This is a genomic window from Mycolicibacterium fluoranthenivorans (assembly GCF_011758805.1).
In the GTDB taxonomy this organism is placed as follows: Bacteria; Actinomycetota; Actinomycetes; order Mycobacteriales; family Mycobacteriaceae; genus Mycobacterium; species Mycobacterium fluoranthenivorans.
The window spans coordinates 196,333-213,553 of the sequence record NZ_JAANOW010000002.1 but is presented as its reverse complement, the minus strand read 5'-3'; the positions used below and the strand labels follow the sequence as shown (position 1 = coordinate 213,553).

Genomic DNA, 17,221 nt, shown 5'->3' with positions numbered 1-17,221 from the left:
CTCACCTCGCCGTCATCTGGATACCGATGGCGGTGACCACCACGTTGACCACGAACAGCGCCATGAAGGCATAGACCACGGTCTCGTTGACGGCGTTGCCGACAGCCTTGGCACCGCCACCGCTGATGGTCAGCCCGCGGTAGCAGGCGATCAGGCCGGCGATCAGGCCGAACAGGCCGGCCTTGACGCAGGAGATGATGACCTCGGGCACCCCGGTGAGCAGCGTGATACCGGCCGCGAACGCACCCGGATTGACGTCCTGGACGAAAACCGAGAAGAAATAGCCACCGAGAATACCGATGATCACCACCAGACTGTTGAGCAGCAGCGCCACCAAACCCGAGGCCAGCATCCGTGGCGTCACCAGACGCTGCACCGGGTTGATGCCCAGCACCTCCATCGCGTCGATCTCCTCCCGGATGGTGCGCGACCCCAGGTCCGCACACATCGCGGTAGCCCCCGCACCGGCCACGATCAACACCGTGACCATCGGCCCCACCTGGGTCACCGCCCCGAAAGCCGCACCGGCACCGGACAGATCCGCCGCACCGAGCTCGCGCAACAAGATGTTGAGCGTGAAACTCACCAGCACGGTGAACGGAATGGCCACCAACAACGTCGGCCCCAGCGCCACCCGCGCGACAAACCACGCCTGCTCCAGGAACTCCCGCCAGAAGAACGGACGCTGGAACAGGTATTTCACCGCGTCGGCCGACATCAGGAACAGCCCACCCACAGCCTGCATCGGCCCCGAGGCGCTCTTGCCGATTGCCACCCCCGCGGTCCAACGATCCGGGCCCTTACTCGCCATTGAAACCCGGTCCTTCCAGAAGAGTCACCGCGGCCACCGCTGTGGGGCCACCGACATTGTGTGCCAACGCAACTCGGGCTCCGTCCACTTGATTGACGGCCTCCCCCCGCAATTGCGCGAACAGTTCGACGCACTGTGCCACACCGGTGGCGCCCGGCGGATGCCCTTTGGCTTTTAATCCCCCGCTGGTATTCACCGGCAGCGCACCACCGACGCTCGTGACCTCCGTCTCGACGAGCTTGTACGCCTCGAAGCGGTCAGCGAAGCCGAGATCCTCGTAGCTGATCAGCTCGATACCCGTGAAGAAATCGTGCACCTCGGCGACGTCGATATCGGCCGGTGTCAGCCCGGCCATCCGGAACGCCTGCTTGGCCGCCCGCACCGTGGCCGGGAAGGTCGTCATATCGCCCTTGTGCTGATGCATCACCGAATCGAGCCCGAGACCGACCCCGCGAATCCACACCGGCCGATTGGTGAAGCGGTCCACGACGTCCTCGGCGGCGATCACCAGCGCGGCCGCACCGTCACTCTGCGGCGCACAGTCGTAGACGTGGAACGGGGTCACCACGGTCGGTGCGTCCAGGGCCTGCTGCAGCGTGATCTCGAAACGCAGCCGGGCCTTCGGGTTCGTCACCCCGTGCCGGTGATTCTTCACCGCAATCATGGCGAGATGCTCACGGGTGGCCGGGGATTCGTGCAGATAACGACGGACGTGCAGGGCGAAGCCGGCCGGCGCCACCAGGCCCAGGGGGTAGTCCCAGGCCTTGTCCCGGGCCATCCCCTCCCACTCCCACAACATGTCCCTGCTGGTGGTGTCGCGCAGCTTGTCCGCGCCCATCACCAGCGCGATGTCGAAAGCCCCGGAGGCCACCGCGTACAGCGCATTGCGTACGGCGTCGTTCCCGGTGGCGCAGGAGTTCTCGATGCGGGTCACCGGCAGGTCGGGCAGTCCGAGGGTGTCCGCCAGGATTCCGGCCGGGAACCCGTCGGCGGTTCCCATGGAGCCGTACCAAGCGGCTTGGAGGTCATGCTTATCCAGGCCCTTGTCGATGCTGCGGACACAGTCGGCGAAGGCCAAAGGCAGCAGATCCTTGAGTCCGAGCGCGAAATGCTCCCCGAAGGGGGTCATTCCGGCACCGACGATGGCGACGTTTCTCATGACCTCCCTCCGGCGCTCCGGTGGAGCATACCGAATGCTTTACGGTAACTGTCGCGATCTTTGCGGAAACGGCGCCGGCAGGCGCTCACGCGGCAGCCCCGTCGGGCACGAACGCATACCCGTAGTCGGGCACGCCCGAGCGCACCGCCACCCGGCGCAGCGCCATCCGACCCCGATCACCGATGTCGACCGTGCCCGGCTCGACCCCGGTGACCTTCGCCAGCGCCCGCACCCCCACGCCGTCCAGCTCGACGATGACCAGTGAATAGGGCGTGCGCAGACCGGGTACCGGAACGTGCACCGTCACCTCGGTGTAGACGCTTCCGGTGCGCGGCAACGGCACCAGTTGGTAGTCCATCGCCAGCGAACCGTCGCGGGCGACGCGGAACCGCGGCGGGAAATCCAACTCGTCACTGCCCGCGAAAGTCCCCGCCTCCCAGCGCACCTTGGCCTCGAAGGCCCGCTCGTAGGCGGCCAACGAGATCGGGATCTCGGTGCCCGGTGTGGTCCTGCTCTCGGGTACCGCGCGGGACGCCGGCTCGCGGCGGTGCGTCTCGGCGATGCCGTTGCTGACGGTGATACCGGACAGGATGGCCTGCTCGACGGCCACCAGCGGACCCGTCTTGCCGGTCTCCGCCAACCCGGCCACCGCGAAGATGCTCGCGCTCGCGCCGGTGGTGGGCAACCGCGGCGGATCCGGCAGGCAAAGCTCCAGTGCCCGCTCGTGATCCACGCCCGCGACCGCCGCGGGTGTGTCCAGCCACGCCGCCTCCAGCGAGGCGATCAGACCACGCTCGTGCAGCAGCCGCGGATCGCCGTAGTCCTGGATGCCGGCCTGGGTGCGGATGCGTACCGGCAGGCTGCGCGCCACCCGGGCCGCGGTGCGCACCTGCAGTCCGCGCTCGGCGGTCAGCAGCGCCGCGGCACCCGCGGGTTCCAGGTCGACGCCGATGATCAGGGTCCGCGGCCGGGCCGAGCTGAGCGCGTCGGTCGCGGCGGGGGCTCCGCCGAGTCGCTCGTCGACCTCCAACTCGGAATCGAGGCCGAGGCCCGCCAGCAGCACCGCGGCATTACTGCTCTCCAGCAGAGGAAGATCGCGACTCACCAACACGACGCGCTCGACCGCCCCGCCGGATTCCAGCGCGGCACGGCCGGCTTCGACGGCGAGGGTGATGGCATCCTCGTCGTCGCCGGGCACCCGGTGCCGGGCGGTACCCCAGCACGGAAGGTAGGTGCCGATAGAAGCGACATAGGGCATGAGCTGTGCGACGGACCTCTCTGGTGATCGGTTAAGTAACTGCGCCTGCGGTTTTCAGCTCGATGATGCGATCCCAATCGAGCCCGAGTTCCAGCAGGATCTCCTCGGTCTGTTCGGCGAATCCCGGCGCACCACCGGTGTGCGGCGCGACGACATCGAACTGCACCGGATTGGCCACCAGTTCCAGCTCGCCTGCGGTGACGATGTAGTCGTTCGCACGGATCTGAGCGTCCTCGGCGGCCTGCAGGGTGTCCTGCACCGGCGCCCAGGGGCCGGCCAGCGTGGCAAACTTCTTGCTCCACTTGGACAGCGGCCTGGTGGCCATCACCTTGCGGAGGATCTCGACCGCCTCGGGGGTGTGTTCCGCGATCGACTCGGCGGTGGCGAACCTCGGGTCGTCGGCCAATTCGGGGAGGTCGACGTGGTGGCACACGTCGGCCCAGAACTTCGTCGGCTGCATCATGACGAACGAAATGTAGCGGTCATCGGCAGTGCCGTAGACCCCAACGAGCGGATTGATCGGAGATCCATGTACGCCGGGCGGCTGGGCGACCAGCCGTTGCTTCAGGTGCGAGGTGAGCGCGACGGTGTGCCCCATCGCCCACAAGCCACTGCCGAGCAGCGACACGTCCACCACCGAAGGCGTACCGGTGCGTTCCCGCTTCAGCAAAGCCGCGGCGATACCCCCGGCCAGGTTGGTGCCGGAAATGGTGTCACCGTAGGCGGGACCGGGCGGACCGACCATGCCCTCCACCCCCGGCGGCGTGATGGTGGCCGCGGTACCGGCCCGGCACCAGAAGGCGGTCATGTCGTAGCCGCCCTTCTCGGATTCCGCACCGCGGGGCCCGAGCGCACTGCCGCGCGCGTAGATGATGGACGGGTTCACCGCGCGGATATCGTCGACGTCCATACCGAACTTCCTGCGGTGCCCCGGCAGGAAGCTGGTCAGGAACACATCGGCGCGCCGTGCCAGTTCCAGGAGCACCTCTTTACCTTCGGGCACCGACATATCCAGGCCCAGACTGCGCTTCCCGCGATTGGCATGTTCGATATTCGGGTTGGGATCGCCCTCGACGCGCAGCGGCCCGGTCTGACGCAGACCGCGCTGCGGATCGCCCGTCACCGCATGCTCGACCTTGATCACATCGGCGCCCCACTCGGCCAGCACCGCGCCGGCCGACGGGACGAACCCGTACATGGCGACTTCGAGAACGCGAATTCCGTCCAGCGGCTTGCTCATTACTGGGCCGCCGGTCCGATCACAGTGGCGAACGTCTTGGACTCCAGGAACTCGTCGAGCCCGGCGGCCCCCATCTCACGGCCGATACCCGACTGCTTGAACCCGCCGAACGGGCTGTCGGGGCTGAAGTAGTTGCCGCCGTTGATGGAGAAGGTGCCGGTGCGGATCCTGCGGGCCACCGCCAGCGCCCGCTCCTGACTTCCGAACACCGCACCGGACAGGCCGTAGATCGAATTGTTGGCGATCGCCACCGCCTCGTCGTCATCGTCATAGGCGATGACGACGAGCACCGGCCCGAACACCTCTTCCTGGGCGATCTCACTGTCGGGATCGACATTCGTGAGCAGTGTCGGGGTGTAGAAGAATCCCGGATCCTTCTTCTCCCCACCGGTGACCAGCGTGGCCCCGGCCGCGACGGCGCGCTGCACCATGGCGTCGACCTTGTCGCGCTGCTTCGCACTGATCAGCGGTCCCATATAGACGGAGGGGTCGGTGGGATCCCCGAAGCGGACGTGCCCGAAATTGGTCTTGACCAACTCCACGATCTCGTCGTGGTGGCTGCGCGGCACCAGCAGCCGGGAGGTCAGCGCGCAGCCCTGGCCGGCATGGGTCACCATGCTGAAAGCCGAGAACACGGCGGCCATCCCGAAATCGGCGTCGTCGAGCACGATGGCCGCCGACTTGCCGCCGAGTTCGAGGAACACCCTCTTCAACGTGGCGCTGGCGGCCGACATGATGGCGCGGCCGGTCGGGGTCGACCCGGTGAAGGTGACCATGTCGACATCCGGGCTGGTGGTCAGTACCGCACCGACCTGCGGGTCCGCGCCACTGATGACGTTGACGACGCCGGCCGGGATGTCGGTGTGACGGGCGATCAACTCACCGAGGGCCAGCGTGATCAGCGGGGTGTCCGGCGCGGCCTTGAGTACCACCGTGCACCCTGCGGCCAGCGCCGGCGCGAGCTTGGCCAGCGCAAGCTGATTGGGGTAGTTGTACGCGATGATCGCGGCGACGACGCCCGCGGCTTCCTTCTCCACCCAACGGTGGTGCAGCGCGCCCCGGCTCTCGATATTGCCCAGATCCTCGGTGAGCGGGTAGTCCCGCAGCAGGTCTGTGTAGTACTTCACGATGGCGATCGGCTGATCCAGCTGAGCGCCCAGGTTCAGCGCGGGTGTCGCGCCCACCTCCGCCGTCGTCAGTGCGGCCAGCTCGTCGCGGTGCTCGACGAGAGCCTGGTGGAACTGTTCCAGGCAGCGGATCCGCAAGGCGACATCGGTGGCCCACCCGGAACCGTCGAAGGCCCGGCGGGCGGCCGCGACGGCCGCTTCGGCATCGGCGACGGACGCATCGGGCGCGTGGCCCAGCACCTCTGCGGTGGCGGGGTTGAGTGTCGCGAAGGTCTGCGCCGCGTCCACCAGTTGCCCGTCGATCAGCATCCGTCGGTCGGCCGCGCCGCTCCGGTTCTCAGACGTGATCGTCGAGGTCTCGCTCACAAAGGGCTCCTCACTGTGATGGAAATTTCATTCTCATCAACGGCGAATCTTACATTCACACGATGAGAACGCAAGAAAACACAGATGCGCTAGTCCGGATACCCAAGCTGTACGTGAGACCGAATTGTCGTTCCACGCAGCGACCCCGCCTACCTTGCGTGATCAACCTGGCCGAGAGTACGGTTCTCATAATCGGAAGGCTGATTCTTGAGATCGCGGCCACATATCAGGAGGCTCTGTAGGTGAAGAATGCTGTCGTGACCGGCGGCGGGTCCGGGATCGGGCTGGCCATCTCGAACCGACTCCGCGCCGACGGGTACCACGTCGCCGTCCTCGATCTCAACCCGTCTGACGCGCCGAACTCGTTCGTGGCCGACGTCACCGACCGGGCCGCCGTCGACAAGGCGATGAACGCCATCCGCGCCCAGCTGGGTCCTGTCTCCATCCTGGTCAACGCGGCGGGCCTGGACAGCTTCGGCAAGTTCCTCGACACCTCGTTCGAGCGTTGGCAGCGCGTCATCGACGTCAACCTCAACGGCGTCTTCCACTGCGTCCAGGCCGTGCTGCCGGACATGATCGAGGCCGGCTGGGGACGCATCGTCAACATCTCGTCGTCCAGCACACATTCGGGCCAGCCCTTCATGGCGCCGTACGTGGCGGCCAAGTCGGCGGTCAACGGACTGACGAAGTCACTCGCGCTGGAGTACGGGCCGGTGGGGATCACGGTCAATGCCGTCCCACCGGGCTTCATCGACACCCCGATGCTCCGCAAGGCCGAAGATCGCGGGTTTCTCGGCGACACCGACAAGCAGATCGCCCAGACCCCGGTGCGGCGCATGGGCAAGCCCGAGGACATCGCAGCGGCGTGTGCGTTCTTCATCTCCGAGGAAGCCAGCTACATCACCGGACAGATCCTGGGCGTCAACGGCGGCCGGAACACTTAGAACCGAAGGGACTCCTGATGGGAAGCAGTGCGAGCACTGAAGGCCGGGTTGCCGGAAAAGTCGCATTCATCACCGGTGCCGCGCGCGGGCAGGGTCGCAGCCACGCGATCCGGCTCGCCGAAGAGGGCGCCGACATCATCGCCGTCGACCTGTGCAAGAACCTCGACACCATCGGCTATCCGCTGGCCACACCTGAGGATCTCGAAGAGACCGCGCGCTTCGTCGAGAAGGCGGGCCGCCGCATCGTCACCGCGCAGGCCGATGTCCGCGAGGCCGGCCAGCTCAAGGAGGCGCTCGACGCCGGCCTGGCCGAGTTCGGCAAGGTCGACATCGTCGTGGCCCAGGCCGGTGTCGCCGCCATGAAAGGCCAGCCACCGATGCAGGCCTGGACCGACGGCATCAACACCAACCTGGTCGGCACCATCAACGCCATCCAGGTCGCGCTGCCGCATCTGACCGAAGGCGCGTCGATCATCGCGACCGCATCCGCGGCCGCCCTCATGGATGCGCACAACAAGCCCAATCCAGGTTCGGATCCCGGCGGTATGGGCTACATGGTGTCCAAGCGGATGATCTCCGAATACGTGCACTACCTGGCCACCGAGCTCTCCCCCCGCGGGATCCGGGCCAATGTCATCCACCCGACCAACTGCAACACGAACATGCTGCAGAGCGAACCGATGTACCGCTCGTTCCGGCCCGATCTGGAGCATCCGGAACTCAAGGACGCCGAGCCGGTCTTCTACGTGCAGCAGGCCATGAAGGTGCCGTGGGTCGAGCCGGTCGACATCAGCAACGCGGTGCTGTGGCTGGCCTCCGACGAGGCCCGGTTCGTCACCGGTATGCAGCTGCGGGTCGACGCCGGCGGCTACCTCAAGTGGTACGACTACCACATCTGATCGGAAAGGTGCTGACGCAGTGAAGGTTTCAGTCGACGGCTCACGTTGCCAGGGACACACGTTGTGCGCGATGATCGCGCCCGATTCGTTCGAACTCGACGATGTCGACGGCCATGCGTCACCGGTTTCCGACATCGTCCCCGACGACCAGCAGGAGGCGGTGCGCGAAGCGGCGCACTCCTGCCCCGAACAGGCAATCGTCATCGAATGACCGGCAAGGCCGCCGTCTTGAGTCACGAAAATCATAGGGAGACAACGCCGTGAGTATCGACGACGTGGTTGACGACGACCGCAAGAAGAACAAGTACCACTTCGACCGGCACACACCGGAGTACCGGCTGCAGTTCGAGAAGATCACCGAGGAAATGCAGACCCGGTGCCCGATGGCGTGGACCGATGTCTACAACGGGCACTGGGTGGCCGCCGACAGCAAGCACGTCTTCGAGCTGGCTCGCTGCCCCGTGGTCTCCAATGACCACGACATCACCGGGGAGGGAACGGGTTACGAAGGCATCAGCATCCCGCTGGCCAGCCGGGCGTCCGCCGTCCGCGGCGGGATCCTGGAGATGGACGAGCCCGACCACAGCACCTACCGCGGTGCGCTGAACCCCTACCTGTCGCCGGCCGCGATCAAGCGGTGGGTGCCGTTCGTCGACGAGATCACCCGCGCCGCACTCGACGAGCACATCGAGTCCGGTCGTATCGATTTCGTCGATCATCTGGCCAATGTGGTTCCCGCGGTACTGACCCTGGCGATGATGGGTCTGGACCTGAAGAAGTGGAAGGTCTACAGCGAGCCCACCCACGCGTCGGTGTACACCCCCGAGCACTCACCAGACCGCGCGAAGATCAACGAACAGCATCGCGAGATGGGTATCGACCTGCTCACCAACATGTTCGCGATGAAGGAGAACCCCAAGCCGGGCCTGATCAACGCCCTGCTCCAACTTCGCATCGACGGTGAGCCCGCCCCCGATATGGAGATCCTGGGCAACCTGGGCCTGATCATCGGTGGCGGATTCGACACCACGACGGCTCTGACGGCACACGCTCTGGAATGGCTGGGCGAGCACCCGGAACAGCGTGAGCTGCTCAGCCGGGAACGTGCGGACCTGCTCAATCCGGCCACCGAGGAGTTCCTGCGCTTCTTCACACCCGCCCCCGGCGACGGCCGCACGTTCTCGGCTGACGTCGAGGTGGAGGGCACCCGGTTCAAAGAGGGCGAGCGCCTGTGGATCTCGTGGGCGATGGCCAACCGGGATCCGGCGGTGTTCGAGAATCCGAACACCATCGTCATGGACCGTAAAGGCAACCGGCACTTCAGTTTCGGCATCGGCGTGCACCGTTGCGTGGGCTCCAACGTGGCGCGCACCGTCTTCAAGTCCATGCTGACGGCCGTGCTGGACCGGATGCCCGACTATGTCTGCGATCCGGAGGGCACCGTGCACTACGACAGCATCGGTGTCATCCAGGGCATGCGGAACCTGCCCGCCACCTTCACCCCCGGTCGGCGGCGGGGCCCCGGTCTCGACGAGACGCTGGAGAACCTGCAACGCATCTGCGACGAGCAGGAGCTGGCCCGGCCCATCACCGAACGCAAGGAAGTCGCCGTCATCGACTGGTAGTCGCCGGGCGATACTGTGTCGCTGTGGTGGAAGTGTCGGCGCGCGAGGCCAAGCGGTTGCAGACCCGGGAACGGCTGATGGGCGCAGCGATCGCCGAGTTCAAGCGCTCCGGCCTGGCGGCCGCCGACGTGGCCGCCATCGTGGCCGCGGCAGGGGTCGCGCACGGGACCTTCTTCTTCCACTTCCCCACCAAGGAACATGTCCTGCTGGAGTTGGAACGGCGCGAAGAGGAACGGATCGCCAAGCAGTTCAGGCAGTTCCTCAAGACACAGGACGATCTTGCCTCGGTGTTGCGCGAAGTGGCCCGGCTGATCCTGGGTCTGGAACGCAGGCTGGGCGATGTTCTCTTCAAAGACTTTCTGGCGCTGCATTTCTCCCAGACCCGGCCACCCGCCGAGGACGTTCAGGATCACCCGTTGATCGTCCTGGTCGCCGAGCAGATCGAACTGGCTCGGGGGCGCGGCGACATCGACAGCGCGGTCACGCCGATGAACAGCGCCGTGTACTTCCTGCTGGGGCTCTACGCGCTGCTGATCACCACCGGCGACTGGCCTACGCGCGACGATCTGCTCGACGACTACCTGACCCGGACCCTGCGCAGCATGCAACCGCCGGCCTGACGATGGCTCAACAGCGAATTTCGCCAGTGCCGAATTCTGTGAGTTTGGTAATACCTGCGCCCGCCTGGGAATAAACTGCAAAGCTGCAGCTCAGGGCGCCTCCTATGGAGAAATATTCTGCACCCTCGGCTGTCCTGTTAGCCTGTAAAAATCAGCGTGTAACGCAACCGGCGCGAACAACGAAAAGTGTGTGACGCCGGAAACTGGTCCGGGCGGGGAAAGGTATCTAGGCAATGGTGAAGGTGTCGGGAAAGAAGATCGTGCTCACCCTGGTCGGGATGGCAGCCACGCTGCCGCTGACCGCAGGCATCGCGTCGGCGACCCCCGACCTGAGCCCCGTGGTCAACACGACGTGTAGCTACGACCAGGTCGTCGGGGCGATGAACGCGGAACGGCCTGATCTGGCTCAGCAGTTCAGTGCTCAGCCGGTCGGGCAGGCCATGCTGCGCAACTTCCTGGCCTCGGGCCCGGCAGAGCGCCAGCGCACCGCGACGCAGATCGCGAACACTCCGGGTGCGTCGAGGTACTTCGACGGGATCGCGCAGATCATCACGACCTGCAACAACTACTGATCGACAAACGGATTCGGCGCGTGTCGTCTTGGACGACACGCGCCGAATCCGTCTGTTCTGACCTCGCTACTCAGCCCCGAGGCAGGCCGAGCACCTGCTGCGCGATGATGTTGCGCTGGATCTCCGAGGTGCCGCCGGCAATGGTGCCCGAGAAGCTACGCGCGTAACGCTCGAACCAGCTCGCGTAATAGTGGTCCAGGTTCATGTGGGCGTACGGCCCGCTGAACGCCGGGTGGATCAATCCCTCCGAACCGGCCGCGATGAGCGCATTGTTCGACGCCCGCAGCTCGGCCTCGGCGCCCAGCAGCTTGGGCACCGACACCGACGCGACGTCGACCTCCCCTCGGGCGGCTTTGGCCAGCCCGACCGAACCCAGCAGTCGCAACGCCTGGTAGTCCATGATGGTCGATGCCAGCTGGTCACGCTCCAGCGGCGTGGCCGGCTTGAAATCGCCGATCGAGTTGGCGATCCGGTCCGCGAAGCCCAGCCACATCATGGTGCGCTCGTGGCCCAGAGACCCGTTGGCCACCTTCCAGCCGCCGTTGAGCGGGCCGACGAGGTTCTGCGCGGGCACCCGCACATCGGCGAAGAAGACCTCGTTGAAGTCTTTGTTCTCCTCACCGCAGATATCGGCGAACGGCCTGCACACCACACCCGGGGTGTCGGTCGGGATGATGAGCACACTGATGCCCTTGTGTTTGGGCGCATCGGGGTCGGTGCGCACGAACGTCAGCAGCCAGTCGGCGTCGTGCGCACCGGAGGTCCAGACCTTCTGGCCGTTGACGACGAACGCTCCCCCTTCTGCGCCGCTCTCGTACGTAGCCTTGGTGCGCAACGACGCAAGGTCGGACCCCGCGCTCGGCTCGCTCATGCCCAGTGACGCGGTGCGCTCCCCCTTGAGCACCGGCACCGCCCACTGCTGCTTCTGTTCCTCGGTGCCGAAGGTCAACAACGATGCGGCGATGATGTTGACGCCCTGCGGGTTGAAGCTGTGGTAGATCCGACGCCGGCACAGCTCCTCCAGATGGACATAGGTCTGCAACACCGAGGCGTTGCGGCCACCGAACTGCGGGGGCTGAGCCGGCAGCAGCCAGCCGTTGTCGAACAGCAGGCGCTGCCAGTCGCGTGCCCACTGCGGCATGTGCGATACCGACCGCGGACGCTCCAAGGTGTCCGCCGCAGAGGGCAAATGCTGGTCGAGGAAGGCCGAGAACTCGGCACGGAATTCTTCGACGTCGGGATCAAATTCGAGTTGCATCAAACTCCTCGGCGATGAGAGCGCGGTGTTCTGCGGCGCCGCCGAGCAGAAGCTCGCCGGCCTTGGCCCGCTTCAAGGCGAACTGAAGGTCGTTTTCCCAGGTGAAGCCCATGGCCCCGAAGGTCTGCAGGCCGTGCTGGAACACCAGTGACTGGCACTCCCCCGCACTGGCCTTGGCCATCGCCGCGGCGATACGACGACGCGGGTCGTCGGCGGCGATGGTGAGCGCGGAGAAATAGGACAGCGCCCGCGCCCGCTCGATGGCCACGTACATATCGGTGGCCTTGTGCTGGATGGCCTGGAACGAGCCGATGGGCACCCCGAACTGCTGTCGGCTCTTGGCGTGCTCAAGGGCCAGGTCCAGGACGCGCTGACAGGCGCCGACCATCGTGATGGCCAGGCCCATCAACGCGATGTGCCGGGACCGTTCGACCAGGGCCGACGCTGCCGACGGCTCGAGGTCCAGCCGGTCGGGCTCCTCGACGCGCAGCCGGTCGAAGGTCACTTCGGCGACGTGCAGAACCGGGTCGAACACATCGCGTCGCCGCGAGGTGATGCCTGGCGCCTCTGTCGAATTGACGACTCCGCCGTCGATCACGAACACCCCGGCGGGTGTCACCACGGCGATCTGCTCGGCGCGATCGCCGTCCAGCACGAACTTCGACGTGCCCTCCAGCACCCAGCCCTGTCGGCTCCAATTGGCGCTGACCCCGTCGTAGACCGCCGCCCCGGCCTTCGAAGGGTCGAAGCGCTTTCCGGCCAGCGGCGCGAACTGCGACAGCGTCGCCAGGAACGGGGTCGGGTCGGTCGCCCTGCCGAGTTCCTCGAGCACGATGGCCAGTTCGACCGCGTTCTCCGGGTCGGCCAGCTCGGTCCAACCCGCGTCCAGATAGGACTGCCACAGTGCGTGTGCGGCCTCAGGTGCCCCCTTGTTCTCTGCGATGCCCCGCACCAATGATGCCGGGCATTGTTTGCCCACCGCATCGCGCACCGTCTCCTGCCATAGCCGCTGGTCAGCATCGAACTCAAGCAGCACGCGGCACCTCCCACCTCACTCGTCCGGACCCGGCGAGAATACCATTCTCTTATGCGGTGTCGGGATTCTCCAGCAGCCAGCGCGGGGTTTCACCCCACCGCCGCCATGCAACTGACCAGCACACACGCCCACCAGCGCGGATGTAAGCGATCCGCTGGAGAACATTATTCTTGATTCGGAAGAACAAGGATCTACACTGGGACCAACTCCGGCCGGTTCCCGGCCCGGCTTGTGAGGGGAAGGTGGAACCCGGTGAAGCGGTTCGAAGACGGTTCCGGTGTGGTGGATGTGCCCGTCATCGACGCCAGCGTGCACATCTTCTTCGGCTCCAACAAGGACCTGCGGCAGAACTTCCTGCGCGAACCGTTCAGCAGCCGGGGATTCCCGGACTACGAGATGGACTGGTACGGCGCGCCCGGCGGCGAATACCTGAAAGAGGCCAAGGGCCCCCACGGCGAATACCCGGGATCCGATGTCGACCTGGTCGCCGAGCACCTGTTCGCCGACCGCGGCGTCGACGTGGCGGTCCTGCACCCGATGACGCGCGGGATCATGCCCGACCGTCATCTGGGCTCCGCGCTCGCCGCGGCTCACAACGACATGATGGTGACCCGCTGGCTCGAACACGACGAGTTCGGTGAACGCTTTCGCGGCACCCTCCGCGTCAACCCCGATGATGTCGCCGGCGCGCTGCGGGAGATCGAGAAGTACAAGGACCACCCGCGGGTCGTGCAGATCGGCGTACCCCTGCAATCCCGCGAGCTCTACGGCAAGCCCCAGTTCTGGCCGCTGTGGGCCGCCGCCGAAGCGGCAGGTCTGCCGGTCGCCGTGCACATCGAGGTCGGTGCGGGAATCCAGTTCTCCCCCACACCTTCTGGCAAAGCCCGGACGTACGAACAGTACCTGTCCTTCATGTCGCTGAACTACCTGTACCACCTGATGAACATGATCGCCGAGGGCGTGTTCGAGCGAATGCCGAACCTCAAGATGGTCTGGGCCGACGGTGCGGCCGACATGCTGACACCGTTCATCTGGCGGATGGACTGCTTCGGCAGGCCGCATCTGGAGCAGACCCCATGGGCCCCGAAGATGCCCAGTGACTACCTGCCCGACCACGTGTACTTCGTCCAGGGCGCGTACGACGGGCCCGGCGACGTCGACTTCGCGGGTGAGTGGTTCGGGTTCACCGGCAAGGAGGATATGACCATGTTCGGGTCGAGCTACCCGCACTACAACGCTGCCGAGCTGACGGTGCCGGCGGCATACAGCGCCGACCAACGGGACAAGCTGTGCTGGCGCAATGCCGCGCAGCTGTACGGAATTCAAAGTCCGGCTTTTTCGTCCGCTTCGGGCGCACAGTAGAGCAGGAGGCCACCACCATGTCCGTCACCACCACACCCCGTGTCGCCCCTGCCGAGCGCATCGCCGTTCGGTGCGTCGACTCCGACGTCCACCCCATGCCGCGACGCGGTGAGCTGGTCGAATACATCCCGGAACCGTGGCGCAGCAAGTACTTTCTGAACCACAAAGTGGGCGAACAGATTTACTACGATGCCCCCGATTACGCACACGCGTACGCGATGCGCCTCGACGCGTTTCCCCCGGACGGCGAGTTCGCCTGTAGTGACCCCGATATGGCGCTGCGCCAGCTGGTGATGGAGGCCGGATCCGATATCGCGATCCTGGAGCCCACCCACGGTGAGATGCGGCTGCCCGAGGCGACCTCGGCCTACTGCACGGCCACCAACACCTGGCTGGCCAATCACTGGCTGGACAGCCACAACAACTGGCACGAGCGCTGGCGCGGGTCCATCTGTGTGGCCATCGAGGACCAGCCCGGCGCCGTCACCGAGATCGAGAAGTGGGCGGAACACCCGTTCATGGCCCAGATCCTCATCAAGGCCGAACCTCGACCGTCCTGGGGCGATCCGTGCTACGACCAGATCTGGGCGACCGCCACCAAATACAACATGCCCGTGAGCTGCCATCTGTCGCGTGGTGTGTACGAGACGCTGCCCATCCCGCCGGTCGGGCTGCCAAGTTACAACCACGATTTCATGGTCACGTACTCGCTGTTGGCCGCAAACCAGATCATGAGCCTCATCTTCGACGGTGTCTTCGACCGGCATCCCACCCTGAAAATCGTGTTTATCGAGCATGCGTTCACCTGGATCCTGCCGCTGATGTGGCGGATGGACGCCATCTACGAGGCCCGCAAGAACTGGCTGGACATCAAGCGCAAACCCAGCGAATACGTCAAGCAGCACATCAAGTTCAGTACGCAGCCGTTGGACTACCCCGAGGACAAGACCGAACTCTCCCGGGCCTTCGAATGGATGGAGTGCGACAAGATCCTGCTCTTCTCCAGCGACTACCCGCACTGGACCTTCGACGACCCCCGCTGGCTGGTCAAACACCTCCCCGAGTACGCCCGCGAGAACATCATGTTCCGCAATTCGATCGAGATCTATAACCTTCCCGACACCGTACCGGTGCTCGAGGGTCAGGTTCGGGTGTTCTGAGTTGGCCCACAACGAGACTCCCCGCCTTGCCCAAGGACGCGAACACGTTGTTGCCACCGTCGACGAAATACCTTCCGGTACGCACAAACTCGTTCCGATCGGCCGTCACGGCGTGGGCGTGTACAACGTCAACGGCACGTTCTATGCGATCGCGAACTACTGCCCTCACGAGGGCGGCCCGCTGTGCTCGGGACGCGCTCGCGGTCTGAATGTCGTCGACGAGAACGTTCCCGGGGATGCCGTGATGGTGCGCGACAAGGAGTACATCTTCTGCCCGTGGCACCAGTGGGGATTCGAATTGGCCACCGGCACCACGGCTGTGAAGCCGGAGTGGAGCATCCGCACCTACCCGGTGCGAGTGGTCGGTAACGATGTGCTGGTGCAGGCATGACCAGTCACGAAGGGCCCGCGCTCAAGCGGGGCGAGAAGGTCATCGAGATCAACGGCGGTAACGTCGTATACGAAATACTCGGCAAGACAGGCGATCTCATCGCCCTGACGCCGGGCGGACGGTTCAGCAAGGATATTCCCGGGCTGCGTCCACTGGCCAACGCCCTGGTCAAGGGCGGCTACCGGGTGCTGCTGTGGGACCGGCCGAATTGCGGCAGATCCGACGTGCAGTTCTACGGTCAGAGCGAGTCGCACATGCGCGCGGAGACGCTCTACACCCTGATCTCCAAGCTCGGTGTCGGGCCGTGCATCATCGCCGGAGGTTCCGGTGGCGCCCGGGACTCGATTCTGACGACGATCCTCTACCCGGAGATCGTCACCAAGCTGATCGTGTGGAACATCGTCGGCGGCGTGTACGGATCGTTCGTGCTCGGTGGGCACTACATCACCCCGAGCATCCTGGCCGTGCGCGGTCTCGGTATCAAGGGACTCCTGCACGTGCCGGAGTGGCGGGAACGAATCGAGCAGAATCCCGCCAACCGCCAGCGCTTCCTCGAGCTGGACCACGACGAGTTCCTCAAGGTGATGTTGCGCTGGCTCAACGCCTTCGTGTCCAAGCCGGGCCAGACCATCCCCGGCGTGCCGGACGAGACGTTCGAGAACATCACCGTACCGACGCTGATCATCCGGGGCGGCGAGAACGACTGGGATCACCCCAAGCGCACCTCACTCGAGGTGAGCTGCCTGATCAAGGGTTCCACCCTGATCGATCCGCCGTGGCCCGAGGACGCCTGGGAGCGGGCCGGCGAGAAGTTCGCCCAGAGCGGCGGGAAGAAGTTCTGCTTGTTCGACACCTGGGTGCAGGCCGCGCCGGCGATTCTCGACTTCCTGGACAGCTGACGTGAACTACTCCAGCAGGATGCGCACCTCGCTGTTCAGCGACGCCTCCAGCGCCGTGTGGATCCGGCTCTCGGGCACCCGGGCCAGGTCGGCGCGGCGCAGTGTCACCTCCACGATGTCCCAGCCCTCGCCGCTCGGGAACCGCTGCACCCGGCCGGCCAATCCGAAGCCGGCCAGCACACCGTGCGCATCGTCATCGGTGCCGCGACTGACGAAGGTCAGCACCCCCGGCACCGGGTTGGTACCGAAGGCCTTGCTGCACAGCACGATAGCTTCTGCGGTCAGCACATCCGGATCATCGCCGGCCACCAGCACCTCAACCTGGCGCCGGCCGGCCGGCAGTGTACTCAGATCGGCCTCGACCACCTCGACGCCGAGCTCACGCAGCGCCGCCATGCCTTCGGTAAGCCGGGCCGGCGTCAGCTGCCCGAACGGATCCACGTCCACGCGCACCACTGCGGTTCTCACGGCACACAGCCTAACCGTCGCCCGTG

At 65.6% G+C, this 17,221-nt stretch carries 18 protein-coding genes; 10 read left to right on the top strand and 8 right to left on the bottom strand.

Annotated features, from left to right (window positions below; all coding sequences use genetic code 11):
* Position 1: 1 nt before the first annotated feature.
* The 5 genes from FHU31_RS19115 to FHU31_RS19095 form a co-directional block, all read right to left on the bottom strand.
* Positions 2 to 811: an MlaE family ABC transporter permease gene (locus tag FHU31_RS19115; protein WP_167161510.1), complete on the bottom strand. Its 810-nt coding sequence runs from the start codon at positions 809 to 811 to the stop codon at positions 2 to 4.
* Positions 801 to 1,970 carry a thiolase C-terminal domain-containing protein gene (locus FHU31_RS19110; RefSeq protein ID WP_167161508.1) on the bottom strand — a complete coding sequence of 390 codons (1,170 nt, stop codon included), beginning with the start codon at positions 1,968 to 1,970 and terminating at the stop codon, positions 801 to 803. The genes FHU31_RS19115 and FHU31_RS19110 overlap by 11 nt, the downstream gene beginning before the upstream one ends.
* Before the next feature lie 85 nt (positions 1,971 to 2,055).
* Positions 2,056 to 3,228 carry an OB-fold domain-containing protein gene (locus tag FHU31_RS19105; protein ID WP_167161506.1) on the bottom strand — a complete coding sequence of 391 codons (1,173 nt, stop codon included), beginning with the start codon at positions 3,226 to 3,228 and terminating at the stop codon, positions 2,056 to 2,058.
* A 31-nt stretch (positions 3,229 to 3,259) separates the two neighbouring features.
* Complete coding sequence (locus FHU31_RS19100; protein WP_167161504.1) at positions 3,260 to 4,468, bottom strand: CaiB/BaiF CoA transferase family protein; 1,209 nt, start codon at positions 4,466 to 4,468, stop codon at positions 3,260 to 3,262.
* The gene (locus FHU31_RS19095; protein ID WP_208411195.1) at positions 4,468 to 5,904 is read right to left on the bottom strand and encodes an aldehyde dehydrogenase family protein; all 1,437 of its coding nucleotides are present in this window, start codon (positions 5,902 to 5,904) and stop codon (positions 4,468 to 4,470) included. Before FHU31_RS19095 ends, FHU31_RS19100 begins: the two co-directional genes overlap by 1 nt.
* Before the next feature lie 299 nt (positions 5,905 to 6,203).
* Here FHU31_RS19095 and FHU31_RS19090 point away from each other — a divergent pair, with 299 nt between their 5' ends.
* From FHU31_RS19090 to FHU31_RS19065, 6 genes are all read left to right on the top strand, one after another.
* Positions 6,204 to 6,905: an SDR family NAD(P)-dependent oxidoreductase gene (locus FHU31_RS19090; RefSeq protein WP_167161501.1), complete on the top strand. Its 702-nt coding sequence runs from the start codon at positions 6,204 to 6,206 to the stop codon at positions 6,903 to 6,905.
* Positions 6,906 to 6,922: 17 nt separating this feature from the next.
* A complete protein-coding gene (locus FHU31_RS19085) occupies positions 6,923 to 7,804 on the top strand; it encodes a mycofactocin-coupled SDR family oxidoreductase (protein WP_167161499.1) in 882 nt (293 codons plus the stop codon).
* Between the two features lie 19 nt (positions 7,805 to 7,823).
* A complete protein-coding gene (locus tag FHU31_RS19080; RefSeq protein WP_167161497.1) occupies positions 7,824 to 8,015 on the top strand; it encodes a ferredoxin in 192 nt (63 codons plus the stop codon).
* A gap of 49 nt (positions 8,016 to 8,064) precedes the next feature.
* Positions 8,065 to 9,429, top strand: coding sequence for a cytochrome P450 (locus tag FHU31_RS19075; protein WP_167161495.1), 1,365 nt, complete (start codon positions 8,065 to 8,067; stop codon positions 9,427 to 9,429).
* Positions 9,430 to 9,506: 77 nt separating this feature from the next.
* Positions 9,507 to 10,049 carry a TetR family transcriptional regulator gene (locus tag FHU31_RS19070; RefSeq protein ID WP_167162850.1) on the top strand — a complete coding sequence of 181 codons (543 nt, stop codon included), beginning with the start codon at positions 9,507 to 9,509 and terminating at the stop codon, positions 10,047 to 10,049.
* 233 nt (positions 10,050 to 10,282) lie between these two features.
* Positions 10,283 to 10,621 carry a hemophore-related protein gene (locus FHU31_RS19065; RefSeq protein ID WP_167161493.1) on the top strand — a complete coding sequence of 113 codons (339 nt, stop codon included), beginning with the start codon at positions 10,283 to 10,285 and terminating at the stop codon, positions 10,619 to 10,621.
* 70 nt (positions 10,622 to 10,691) lie between these two features.
* On the opposite strand, the gene FHU31_RS19060 is transcribed toward FHU31_RS19065, so the two are convergent.
* Together FHU31_RS19060 and FHU31_RS19055 are read right to left on the bottom strand one after the other, a co-directional pair.
* Positions 10,692 to 11,879: an acyl-CoA dehydrogenase family protein gene (locus FHU31_RS19060; RefSeq protein ID WP_167161491.1), complete on the bottom strand. Its 1,188-nt coding sequence runs from the start codon at positions 11,877 to 11,879 to the stop codon at positions 10,692 to 10,694.
* On the bottom strand, positions 11,863 to 12,915 hold the full coding sequence (locus FHU31_RS19055) for an acyl-CoA dehydrogenase family protein (protein ID WP_167161489.1): 1,053 nt from the start codon (positions 12,913 to 12,915) through the stop codon (positions 11,863 to 11,865). Before FHU31_RS19055 ends, FHU31_RS19060 begins: the two co-directional genes overlap by 17 nt.
* A 252-nt stretch (positions 12,916 to 13,167) precedes the next feature.
* Between FHU31_RS19055 and FHU31_RS19050 the strand changes: the two genes are divergently transcribed.
* The 4 genes from FHU31_RS19050 to FHU31_RS19035 are packed head-to-tail and all read left to right on the top strand — an operon-like array spanning position 13,168 to position 16,727.
* Positions 13,168 to 14,277, top strand: a complete 1,110-nt coding sequence (locus tag FHU31_RS19050; protein ID WP_167161487.1) for an amidohydrolase family protein — start codon at positions 13,168 to 13,170, stop codon at positions 14,275 to 14,277.
* A 17-nt stretch (positions 14,278 to 14,294) separates the two neighbouring features.
* On the top strand, positions 14,295 to 15,437 hold the full coding sequence (locus FHU31_RS19045; RefSeq protein ID WP_167161485.1) for an amidohydrolase family protein: 1,143 nt from the start codon (positions 14,295 to 14,297) through the stop codon (positions 15,435 to 15,437).
* A gap of 1 nt (position 15,438) precedes the next feature.
* Positions 15,439 to 15,828, top strand: coding sequence for a Rieske (2Fe-2S) protein (locus tag FHU31_RS19040; protein WP_167161483.1), 390 nt, complete (start codon positions 15,439 to 15,441; stop codon positions 15,826 to 15,828).
* Positions 15,825 to 16,727, top strand: a complete 903-nt coding sequence (locus FHU31_RS19035) for an alpha/beta fold hydrolase (protein WP_167161481.1) — start codon at positions 15,825 to 15,827, stop codon at positions 16,725 to 16,727. Before FHU31_RS19040 ends, FHU31_RS19035 begins: the two co-directional genes overlap by 4 nt.
* Before the next feature lie 6 nt (positions 16,728 to 16,733).
* Here the strand turns inward: FHU31_RS19035 and FHU31_RS19030 are convergent, their stop codons facing one another.
* A complete protein-coding gene (locus FHU31_RS19030; protein WP_167161479.1) occupies positions 16,734 to 17,195 on the bottom strand; it encodes a hypothetical protein in 462 nt (153 codons plus the stop codon).
* Positions 17,196 to 17,221: the final 26 nt, after the last annotated feature.

Excerpts from the sequence above, each read along its gene's own strand:
- FHU31_RS19105 (WP_167161506.1), bottom strand. The coding sequence starts at position 3,228 with ATGCCCTATGTCGCTTCTATCGGCACCTACCTTCCGTGCTGGGGTACC.
- FHU31_RS19070 (WP_167162850.1), top strand. The coding sequence starts at position 9,507 with ATGGGCGCAGCGATCGCCGAGTTCAAGCGCTCCGGCCTGGCGGCCGCC.
- FHU31_RS19110 (WP_167161508.1), bottom strand. The coding sequence starts at position 1,970 with ATGAGAAACGTCGCCATCGTCGGTGCCGGAATGACCCCCTTCGGGGAG.
- FHU31_RS19065 (WP_167161493.1), top strand. The coding sequence starts at position 10,283 with ATGGTGAAGGTGTCGGGAAAGAAGATCGTGCTCACCCTGGTCGGGATG.
- FHU31_RS19085 (WP_167161499.1), top strand. The coding sequence starts at position 6,923 with ATGGGAAGCAGTGCGAGCACTGAAGGCCGGGTTGCCGGAAAAGTCGCA.
- FHU31_RS19035 (WP_167161481.1), top strand. The coding sequence starts at position 15,825 with ATGACCAGTCACGAAGGGCCCGCGCTCAAGCGGGGCGAGAAGGTCATC.
- FHU31_RS19045 (WP_167161485.1), top strand. The coding sequence starts at position 14,295 with ATGTCCGTCACCACCACACCCCGTGTCGCCCCTGCCGAGCGCATCGCC.
- FHU31_RS19095 (WP_208411195.1), bottom strand. The coding sequence starts at position 5,904 with ATGCTGATCGACGGGCAACTGGTGGACGCGGCGCAGACCTTCGCGACA.
- FHU31_RS19060 (WP_167161491.1), bottom strand. The coding sequence starts at position 11,879 with ATGCAACTCGAATTTGATCCCGACGTCGAAGAATTCCGTGCCGAGTTC.
- FHU31_RS19100 (WP_167161504.1), bottom strand. The coding sequence starts at position 4,468 with ATGAGCAAGCCGCTGGACGGAATTCGCGTTCTCGAAGTCGCCATGTAC.
- FHU31_RS19115 (WP_167161510.1), bottom strand. The coding sequence starts at position 811 with ATGGCGAGTAAGGGCCCGGATCGTTGGACCGCGGGGGTGGCAATCGGC.